We start from the raw sequence: 9,540 nt of genomic DNA, 5'->3' as shown, positions 1-9,540 counted from the left end.
GCGAAGCTGGAACTCACGGAGCATTTGATGGACGGCCCCAAGTCGGTTCAGGAATTGGCCGCACTCTGTTCGGTCGCCGCCGGCCCACTCTATCAGATCATGCGGTCACTGGCGGCCGAGGGCATCTACCGGGAAGAAACCTTCGAGGTTTTCTCCAACACGAACATGTCGCGCCTGCTGCACCGAGACGCTCCGGGACCGGCCTGGAACTACTCCATTATCGTGGGCGAACTTTATGTCTCGACCTTCGCGAACCTGTTCCATTCGGTGAAAACCGGGCAATCCGCCTTTGCCGATCTGAACGGCATGTCTTACTGGGACTATCTCGGCCGGAACGATGAGCTGGGGGCGATCTTCGACAATCTGATGACGCGCCTCTACGACGGCGACGTGGAGTATTTGCTCAACCTTTATGATTTCACGTCCCTGGGCCGCCTGCTCGACGTGGGGGGTGGCCGGGGAAGTTTCGTGCGCGCACTCATGGCACGCCACCCGGAAGTGGAATGCGGCCTGTTCGAGTTGCCAGCGGTGTCCGGACGCAACGAACTGGAGTTCGCCGCGGACGGTCTCGGCGGGCGCTGTGAAATCCTGAGTGGATCGTTCCTTGAGGAAATACCTTCAGGCTTTGACGCCTATCTGGTCAAAAGCGTCCTGCACAACTGGGACGATGAGCATGCGGCACGCATCCTGAGGAATTGCCGTGCCGCGGGCGGAAACAGCGCACGTCTCGTCATTGTCGATTTCATTGTCCCGCCCGGCAACGAGCCCTCCTTCGCAAAGGGTCTGGATCTGACCATGCTCGCGCTTTTCGGCGGAAAGGAACGTTCTCTGATCCAGTTCGACCAGTTGCTTGCCGGCGTGGGGTACCGGATCGCATCGGTGGTCGAAGGCGAATCCCAGCGTGGCCTCGCGATCATAGTGGCGGATCCGGTTTAAAAACCCCAGAAACTCGTCAGCGAACCACGGTCACGGTACATTGGGCGTGTTGCAGCACCTTGTTCGAGACGCTGCCGAGAAAGAGCGACCCGATGCGCCCCAATCCCCGCCGTCCCATCACGAGGAGGTCCACTCCGATATCGGACGCGACGTCGAGGATGGCGTCCGCATAGTCGCCTCTCTCGATCCTTGTGCGAACGTTTTGAGCTCCCGCCTCCTCGGCTTCCAAGCGTGCACTTTGGACGAGATAGTCGCCGATTTCCGCAACCGCACGCGCCATGTCGGCTTCGGGGTGGGCAAGGACGTCCGCAAGGCTTGGCGGCAGGTTGAGTTCGTCGGGCAGGATCCGGCTTGCCGTCTCCTTGACAAGATGCTCGGTCACGGCCAGGCGCTCCAGTTCCTCCGCCGGCTTTCCGTGCATCAACACATGCATGATCGTGAGATCGCCGCCGACTTTTGAGCAATACTCAACAGCGAAGGCCAGGGCGCGGTTACCCGCGTCAGAACCATCAATTGCGACCAAAATCTTCCTGGACATCACATTTCTCCCATGGTCCCGTCCATGATGGACGTGCCGGAATCGATTTCATTGACAAGCGATCAACGAGATTGCGGCGCCGGTTGAATATGCATTTCACCGTGACCGTCAGGGCGTCCCTGATGCCCGCCTCCGGCACGCGGCCGTCCGTGAGGATCAAGGCTGGGTAACAACGGGTCCGCTCAAACAATTTGCGGCCACGAACTTCCGGGATATCGATGTATCTTATCAAAATTCACGGTGATGGGCGAATGCCAGTTCGCCGCACCCTGCGACGAGGCAAAACGCGCCGGGCAGTCTTCCCTCACGCCGCCGCCCGAACGAAGGAAGACACTGCCCCGGTTTCAGCACGGGCCCACTTGCCCTAAACTTTCAACGGCAATCTCGGTCCATGGCTCTTCCAATACCCGGACTGCCTGTTCTAAAGTGCGCCGTCAGAGGGTGGCCACTCGAGGCTTTGGGCAGGTGAATGGATTCAGTTGATATTGCAATGGCGCTGACCCTGGTGGTGATTGCGTCAACTGTCGTCCTCTACGCCATCGAGCGCTATGCGATTGAAACAATCGCTCTTGGATCGGTTTCCGCGTTCATCATCCTCTTTTCCGTCGTTCCGGTCGAAAAACCGGATGGTTCGCTGGTCTCGACCGCGGACTTCCTGGCCGGCTTTGCAAACCCTGCCCTCATAACCGTCATCTGCCTCCTGATCATCGGTCAGGGCCTGTTTCAGACCGACGCTCTGGAAGGCCCCGCCAAGGCCATCGTCCGCATGACACGCGGACGTTCGCACTGGGCCGCGATCCCGACGCTGATAACGGTTGCAGCGCTCAGCGCCTTTCTCAACAACACACCGGTCGTGGTGATGTTCCTGCCGATCCTGACCGCCGTTGCGGCAACGGTCGGCCAGTCACCCGCACGGGTGCTGATGCCACTCTCCTTCATTGCGATTCTCGGCGGCATGACGACGCTGATCGGCTCCTCAACGAACCTGCTTGTCGCAAATTATGCCGCCCAGAGCTCGGATCTGCGTCTTACTTTCTTCAGCTTTACGCCGATCGGAATGATCGTGGCGGGCGTAGGCGCGCTATATGTGCTGTTCCTGATGCCGCGCCTGCTGAGGGCACGCAAAACCATGGCCGAGGAATTCCAGGCCACCTCCGGCAAGCAGTTCATCGCCCAGATCGAGATCACCTACGGACACCCGCTGGTGGGGGTCGAATCCATCTCCGGCATGTTCCCGAAGCTGAAGGACATGACTGTCCGGCTCGTGCAGCGTGGTCAGAAACCGATCCTGCCGCCGTTCGAGAATGTCGTACTGGCACCGGGCGACACTGTCATTGTAGCCGCGACGCGCAGCGCGCTCGCCAACGCGCTTGCCCGCCGCCAGCCGCTGATGGAAGCGGATTCCGACACGAATGCGTCCGGCCGGGACGCCAACGCGGCAACCCCGGGCTCCATGAGCCTGGCGGAAGTGGTCGTGGCCCCGGCCTCGCGCATGATGGGAAGGACCCTGCCGCAATCCGGTTTTTATACCGAGACCGGTTGCCTGGTGATGGGCATTCAGCGGCGCAGCCGCATGCCGCGCATGGCGATGAACGATATCCGTCTGGAATCGGGCGACGTGCTTCTGGTTGCCGGCAACGAGGACGACATCTCGCGCCTGCGCGGCAACAGGGACGTGCTCCTTCTCGACTGGTCGACAGCAGAAGTTCCCCGCAAACGCTATGCGCCCCGCGCCCTGGCCATTTTCGCCCTGGTGGTTGCCCTTGCCGCCAGCGGTCTGGTGCCGATCGTCTCCACGGCGGTTGCCGGGACCTTTGCCATGATTGCATCCGGATGTCTCAACATCCGCCAGGCCCTGCGCGCCATCGACAGCCGCATCTTCATGCTGATCGGCGCCTCCCTTGCCGGTGCGGTCGCACTGGATGCGACCGGCGGCGCCACGGCCATCGCCACCGCACTGGTGCATTTCCTGGAAGGGGCGTCGCCTTCCGTCATGCTGTCCGCCCTGTTCCTGATTGTCATGATCCTGACGAATTTCCTGTCGAACAACGCAGCGGCGGTCCTCTTCACACCAATTGTCATAAACCTGGCTGAACAGATCGGGCAGAGCCCGGAACCCTTCGTCGTCTGCCTGATATTCGCGGCCAACAGTTCCTTCGCGACCCCCATCGGCTATCAGACCAACCTGATCGTCATGGGACCCGGTCACTATCGCTTTAACGACTTTGTGTTGGCAGGAACCCCGCTCACGCTTATTCTATGGTTGACCTTTTCCCTGGTCGCCCCTTGGTATTACGGTTTGTAGGCTGGCCGGATAAGGGGCAGGAACCGGTAAAATGAGGCATCGCGGGACAACACGGTGACACGGCACCCAACAGATCATCCGCAGTTCTATCTGACGGCACCAGCGCCTTGCCCGTATCTGGAGGGCAAGCAGGAGCGCAAGGTGTTCACTCACCTTGTGGGACATGGTGCGCCGGCCCTCAACGAAGTGCTGACGCAGGGCGGCTTCCGCCGCAGCCAGAACATTGCCTACAGGCCGGCATGCGAGCAGTGCCAGGCCTGCATATCGGTGCGCGTCAAAGTCCGTGATTTCCAATGGAGCAAGTCCTTCAAACGCGTCTGGAAATCCGGGACGGACATCGTCGGTGCCCAGCTCCCGCCCAGTCCGTCGGCTGAACAATACGACCTCTTCCGTGACTATCTTCAGACCCGCCATGAAAACGGCGGCATGACCGAGATGAGCGTGCTCGATTATGCGATGATGGTCGAAGACACCCATGTGGAAACGATCGTCCTCGAATACCGCCGGCGTGGACCGGACAGCGGCCTCACCGGCGTCGGAGAAGGTCCCCTCCTCGGCGTCGCCTTGTCTGACCAGTTGTCGGACGGGTTGTCGATGGTCTATTCCTTCTACGATCCGGCCTATACCCGGACGCCGCTCGGCACCTACATGATCCTGGACCATATCGAGCGGGCGCGCGCGCTGCAGCTGCCCTACGTCTATCTCGGATATTGGGTCGAAGGCTCCGCCAAGATGGCCTACAAGGCCCGCTTCAAGCCGCAGGAGCATCTCGGCCCGAACGGCTGGGCCGTGGTCGACGCGGAAGACTACCGCCGCGAACCCTGACACGCGGCGATTTCTCCGAGCTATTCACTTCTGCGGAATAAAAGTGCGGATCTTTCCGAACACCGACCGGAACATCTCTTCCGTCAGGCGGCCGGTGTTGGTGTTGTAGCGGGAGCAGTGATAGCTGTCGAACAGCGTCAGGCCCGTCCCGGGCAGATCATGTTCGGCGCCATGGGAGAAGGGAAAATCCGCCCGGCGCAGCTGCAAGGCGGAGAGAAAGGTCTCATGGGCGATCCGGCCGAGCGCCAGAACCGCGAGGATCGACGGATTTGCGGCAAGCGTCGACAGGAGATACGGCCGGCAGGTCCTGATCTCGGCCCCGGTCGGCTTGTTCTGCGGCGGCAGGCAACGCACCGCGTTTGTGATCATGGCGTCTTTCAGCGTCAAGCCGTCATCCGGCCGGGCCAGATAGGTTCCTTCGGCGAAGCCGAAGTCCAGCATAGTCTGATAAAGCAGATCTCCGGCATAGTCGCCCGTGAAGGGACGGCCGGTGCAATTGGCGCCCTTCATGCCGGGAGCCAGTCCAATGACAAGGAGCCGAGGGGACCGCGCCCCGAAGGAAGGGACAGGGGCGTTGTGCCAGTCCGGATAGGCTGTTTTCAGCTCCTCCCGGAGTGCAACCAGCCTTGGACAAGCCGGACAATCCGCTGGCGGATCGACCGGCCCTTGATCACTATTCGAAGCGGACATCAATGCGTCTTAGTAGTCGTCGTCGTCATCATCTTCGTCGTCGACCGGAGCCGTCACCGGCGGACGGGACGGACGTTCCGAAGGATCGCGGCCGATCTTGGAGGCAAGGCTGGCCAGATCAATGAAATGGTCTGCCTGGCGGCGCAGGTCGTCGGCGATCATCGGCGGCTGGGTCTTCAGGGTCGAGACGACGCTGACCTTGCGGCCCTTGCGCTGAAGCGCTTCCACAAGCGAGCGGAAGTCGCCATCACCGGAGAACAGAACGATGTGGTCGACGGATTCGACAAGTTCCATCGCGTCCACCGCCAGTTCGATATCCATGTTGCCCTTCACCTTGCGGCGGCCGGCACTGTCGACGAATTCCTTAACCGGCTTCGTGATGACCTTGTAGCCATTGTAATCGAGCCAGTCGATCAATGGCCGGATCGAGGAATACTCCTGATCCTCGATCAGCGCCGTATAATAGTAGGCGCGCAGCAGATATGCCTGTCCCTGGAATTCTTTCAGAAGGCGCTTGTAATCGATGTCGAAGCCGATGGCTTTTGCCGTCGAATACAAGTTGGCTCCATCAATGAACAAAGCAACCTTTTCTCGAGCGTCAAACATCTTATTTGAAACCTTTCCGAGTCGTATGCGCTTTTCAAAGTGATGTGTCGTCAGATCCCGTTTCCCGCAACCGGATCGATCCTGCCCACTCTATAAAACAACGCATAATTGCTGTATTACAACCACTCTACCGGCAGCTTCAGACAGCTTATTGTTTTGTTTTTCCGAACGGCCTCTATGATTCTAAAAGACCGTTTTAGTGGCCTACACCATTATATTGGAAGGCCGCAACGCAAAAGCGAGCGGGATTTTCAAAAATGCCGCAAAAAAGCAGCAAAGTATGAACGCCTCTCGGGGATTTTACACCCGTCACCTCTCAGATTTGACAAGGGGTTGCTTTTTCCAGACACGAACACTATACGCTGGTTTTTCAAGTTCCTTAAACTTATGGAGACGTCGAATGGCGCGCGTGACCGTCGAGGACTGCATCGACAAGGTCGAAAACCGGTTTGAGCTGGTGCTGCTTGCTGCGCATCGCGCTCGCATGATCTCCAGCGGTTCGCCGCTGACGATCGACCGCGACAACGACAAGAACCCCGTTGTCGCCCTTCGTGAGATCGCCGAGCAGACCGTCAGCCCGGAAGACATGAAAGAAGACCTGATCCACTCGCTGCAGAAGTTCGTGGAAGTGGACGAGCCGGAAGCGGAAGCCGTGCCGGTCGTGCCGTCCCAGCAGCAGGTGACCCAGGTGAATGCAGTGGACGACAGCGCGGTTGAATTCGACCGCATGTCCGAAGAAGATCTGCTGCGCGGCCTGGAAGGTCTGGTCCCACCGGAGCGGACCGACGACGTTTGATTCTGCGTCACAAGTTTGTCTGAAGCGCGACCGGTTCCGGCCGGCGCTTCAGACTTTGTCTGTTTGTCCCGCTGATGTCTCAGCCGGTTGCCAGGGTCGGTTGCGGCCATGATGCGTCAATACGAACTCGTCGAACGGGTTACGCGCTATAACCCGGAAGCGGACGAAGCCCTGCTGAACAAGGCTTACGTCTATGCCATGCAGAAACATGGCAGCCAGACACGCGCATCAGGCGACCCCTATTTCTCCCATCCGCTCGAAGTTGCCGCGATCCTGACCGATCTGCGTCTGGACGATGCGACCATTGCCGTTGCCCTCCTCCATGACACGATCGAGGACACCGACGCCACCCGGGCGGAAATCGACAGTCTTTTCGGTGAGGAAATCGGCAAGCTCGTCGATGGCCTGACCAAGATCAAACGCCTCGATCTGGTTTCCCGCAAAGCCAAGCAGGCGGAGAATTTCCGCAAGCTCCTGCTCGCCATTGCCGACGATGTCCGCGTTCTTCTCGTGAAGCTCGCCGACCGTCTGCACAACATGCGTACGCTCCATCACATGCCGGAGCACAAGCGGGGCCGGATCGCGGAAGAAACCATGGAAATCTATGCGCCGCTCGCAGGGCGCATGGGCATGCACGACATGCGCGAGGAGCTGGAGGACATCTCCTTCCACACGCTCAACCCGGAAGCCTACGAGACCATCACCGACCGCCTGGTGGACCTGCGTGAGCGCAACCGCGAAATGATCCGCGGCATCGAAACCACCTTGACCGAACGCCTCGCCGAGCGCGGCATGGCCGCGGAGGTCAAGGGCCGCGAAAAGCGTCCGTATTCGATCTTCCGAAAGATGCAGCGCAAGGCCATCGGCTTCGAGCAACTGTCCGACCTTTACGGCTTCCGGGTCACCGTCGGAACCGTGGAAGCCTGCTACAGGGTTCTTGGCGTCATCCACACGACCTGGCCGACCGTTCCTGGCCGGTTCAAGGACTATATCTCGACGCCGAAGCAGAACGACTACAAGTCGATCCACACCACCATCGTCGGCCCGTCCCGGCAGCGCGTCGAGTTGCAGATCCGCACCATTTCCATGGACAGGGTGGCCGAGTACGGCATTGCCGCGCACGCCCTCTACAAGGACGGCGAACTCGGCGGACGCAATATTGCCCGCCACACGGACGATTGCCGCGCCTTCGAGTGGCTGCGCCGGACGACGGAACTTCTGGCCCAGGGCGACACACCGGAAGAGTTTCTTGAAAACACCAAGCTGGAACTCTTCCACGACCAGGTCTTCTGCTTCACGCCCAAGGGGCGCCTGATCGCCCTGCCCCGCGGCGCGACGCCGATCGACTTCGCCTATGCGGTTCACACCGGCATCGGCAACACCTGCGTCGGCGCCAAGATCAACGGCAAGATCATGCCGTTGGTCACCGAGCTGCACAACGGCGACGAGGTCGAGATCATCCGCTCCCCTGCCCAAACCCCGCCACCGGCCTGGGAGGCGATCGCAGTGACGGGCAAGGCTCGGGCCGCCATCCGCAGGGCAACGCGCGAATCCGTGCGCAAGCAGTATGGCGCCCTCGGGGAACACATCCTGAAGCGGGCTTTCGCGCGGGCGGACAAGGCCTATTCGGAAGACCTTCTGGAAGCGGTTCTGGACGAGCACAACCTGGGCAGTGTCGCCGACCTGCTGGCGGCCGTCGGCCAGGGCGACCTCAGCGCTCAGACTGTCCTGAAAAGTGCGCATCCGGATTATCAGGACACACGTGTCGCCATTTCCGGCCCGCCGATGGAAGAAGGCTGGTTCGGCCTGAAACAGGGACACGGACTGAAATTCAGGATCCCCCACGAGGACCTTGACGGCGACAAGGACCCGGGAGCATCCAAAGAGGCCGACATCGAAGGACCCGCCTTGCCGATCCGGGGCCTTTCCGGCGATATTCCGGTCACATTCGCCCCCAATGGCGGCGCGGTTCCCGGCGATCGGATCGTGGGCATCTTGACCCCGTCGGAAGGACTGACCATCTATCCGATACAATCGCCGGCGCTGAAGGAGTTCGACGACCAGACCGAGCGCTGGGTTGATGTGCGTTGGGATATCGACGTCAACAACCCCGAACGGTTTCCGGCTCGCCTGGACATATCGGCCGCAAACGAACCCGGCTCGCTGGCCACCATTGCGCAGGTGATCGGTGAAAACAGCGGAAATATCGACAATGTGAAGATGGTTCAACGGGCGCCGGACTTCCATCAGATGTACATCGACCTGGAGGTCTGGGACCTGAAACACCTGAATCGGATCATCAATCAATTGCGTTCCAAATCGAATGTATCGAGCGTCAGCCGGGTCAACGGCTGACATGACTGCTCAGATCAAGGGGATCTTGTTTCATGACGCGTGACGAAGTGCTGGATGTCTTCCGGGAAGCCGGAGCGTTCCTTGAAGGCCATTTCATTCTGACTTCGGGACTGCGCAGCCCGGTTTTCCTGCAAAAGGCCCGGGTCTTCATGTATCCGGACAAGACCGAAAAGCTCTGCAAGGCGCTGGCCGAAAAAATCAGGACTTCGAACCTCGGACAGATCGACTACATTGTCTCCCCGGCCCTCGGCGGTCTCATTCCGGGCTATGAAACCGCGCGTCATCTGGAGGTTCCGGCCATGTGGGTGGAGCGCGAAGGCGGCGAATTCCGGCTGCGCCGTTTCGAGCTCCCGGAGGGGGCCCGCGTGATTGTTGTTGAGGATATCGTCACGACAGGCCTTTCCAGCCGTGAAACGGTAACCTCGTTGAAAGCTCTTGGTGCTGAAGTTCTGGCTGTTGCCTGTCTGATCGACCGGTCCGGCGGGGAAG

9 protein-coding genes are annotated in these 9,540 nt (G+C 60.1%); 6 read left to right on the top strand and 3 right to left on the bottom strand.

Annotated features, from left to right (window positions below):
• The coding region (locus ACQY7U_RS11785; protein WP_428644658.1) for a methyltransferase at nucleotides 1–936 on the top strand (936 nt) is incomplete at its 5' end.
• Nucleotides 937–952: 16 nt separating this feature from the next.
• Here ACQY7U_RS11785 and ACQY7U_RS11780 read toward each other — a convergent pair.
• Entirely contained in the window at nucleotides 953–1,474 is a 522-nt protein-coding gene (locus ACQY7U_RS11780) for a universal stress protein (RefSeq protein WP_428644656.1), read from the bottom strand.
• 469 nt (nucleotides 1,475–1,943) lie between these two features.
• Between ACQY7U_RS11780 and ACQY7U_RS11775 the strand changes: the two genes are divergently transcribed.
• Together ACQY7U_RS11775 and ACQY7U_RS11770 are read left to right on the top strand one after the other, a co-directional pair.
• Nucleotides 1,944–3,779 (top strand): SLC13 family permease, encoded by a 1,836-nt coding sequence (locus tag ACQY7U_RS11775; RefSeq protein ID WP_428644655.1) that lies wholly within the window; start codon nucleotides 1,944–1,946, stop codon nucleotides 3,777–3,779.
• A 54-nt stretch (nucleotides 3,780–3,833) separates the two neighbouring features.
• On the top strand, nucleotides 3,834–4,604 hold the full coding sequence (locus ACQY7U_RS11770; RefSeq protein ID WP_428644653.1) for an arginyltransferase: 771 nt from the start codon (nucleotides 3,834–3,836) through the stop codon (nucleotides 4,602–4,604).
• 24 nt (nucleotides 4,605–4,628) lie between these two features.
• Here ACQY7U_RS11770 and ACQY7U_RS11765 read toward each other — a convergent pair whose 3' ends face one another.
• Both ACQY7U_RS11765 and ACQY7U_RS11760 read right to left on the bottom strand, forming a co-directional pair.
• Nucleotides 4,629–5,294: a uracil-DNA glycosylase gene (locus ACQY7U_RS11765; RefSeq protein ID WP_428644652.1), complete on the bottom strand. Its 666-nt coding sequence runs from the start codon at nucleotides 5,292–5,294 to the stop codon at nucleotides 4,629–4,631.
• Between the two features lie 9 nt (nucleotides 5,295–5,303).
• Nucleotides 5,304–5,900, bottom strand: a complete 597-nt coding sequence (locus tag ACQY7U_RS11760; RefSeq protein ID WP_428644651.1) for an NYN domain-containing protein — start codon at nucleotides 5,898–5,900, stop codon at nucleotides 5,304–5,306.
• 400 nt (nucleotides 5,901–6,300) lie between these two features.
• Here ACQY7U_RS11760 and rpoZ point away from each other — a divergent pair, with 400 nt between their 5' ends.
• The 3 genes from rpoZ to pyrE all read left to right on the top strand — a co-directional run.
• Nucleotides 6,301–6,696: a DNA-directed RNA polymerase subunit omega gene (rpoZ, locus tag ACQY7U_RS11755; protein WP_428644649.1), complete on the top strand. Its 396-nt coding sequence runs from the start codon at nucleotides 6,301–6,303 to the stop codon at nucleotides 6,694–6,696.
• Nucleotides 6,697–6,804: 108 nt separating this feature from the next.
• Nucleotides 6,805–9,051, top strand: coding sequence for a RelA/SpoT family protein (locus ACQY7U_RS11750; protein WP_428644647.1), 2,247 nt, complete (start codon nucleotides 6,805–6,807; stop codon nucleotides 9,049–9,051).
• Between the two features lie 32 nt (nucleotides 9,052–9,083).
• Nucleotides 9,084–9,540 (top strand): orotate phosphoribosyltransferase (gene pyrE / locus ACQY7U_RS11745; protein ID WP_428644646.1); only part of this gene is annotated, 457 nt, incomplete at its 3' end.

This window comes from Roseibium sp., assembly GCF_050301095.1.
Classification (GTDB): Bacteria; Pseudomonadota; Alphaproteobacteria; order Rhizobiales; family Stappiaceae; genus Roseibium.
This window is presented reverse-complemented; position numbering and strand designations above follow the sequence as displayed.

Coding starts and splice junctions, on each gene's coding strand:
- ACQY7U_RS11780 (WP_428644656.1), bottom strand. CDS start 1,474: ATGTCCAGGAAGATTTTGGTCGCAATTGATGGTTCTGACGCGGGTAAC.
- ACQY7U_RS11775 (WP_428644655.1), top strand. CDS start 1,944: ATGGATTCAGTTGATATTGCAATGGCGCTGACCCTGGTGGTGATTGCG.
- ACQY7U_RS11765 (WP_428644652.1), bottom strand. CDS start 5,294: ATGTCCGCTTCGAATAGTGATCAAGGGCCGGTCGATCCGCCAGCGGAT.
- ACQY7U_RS11760 (WP_428644651.1), bottom strand. CDS start 5,900: ATGTTTGACGCTCGAGAAAAGGTTGCTTTGTTCATTGATGGAGCCAAC.
- rpoZ (WP_428644649.1), top strand. CDS start 6,301: ATGGCGCGCGTGACCGTCGAGGACTGCATCGACAAGGTCGAAAACCGG.
- ACQY7U_RS11750 (WP_428644647.1), top strand. CDS start 6,805: ATGATGCGTCAATACGAACTCGTCGAACGGGTTACGCGCTATAACCCG.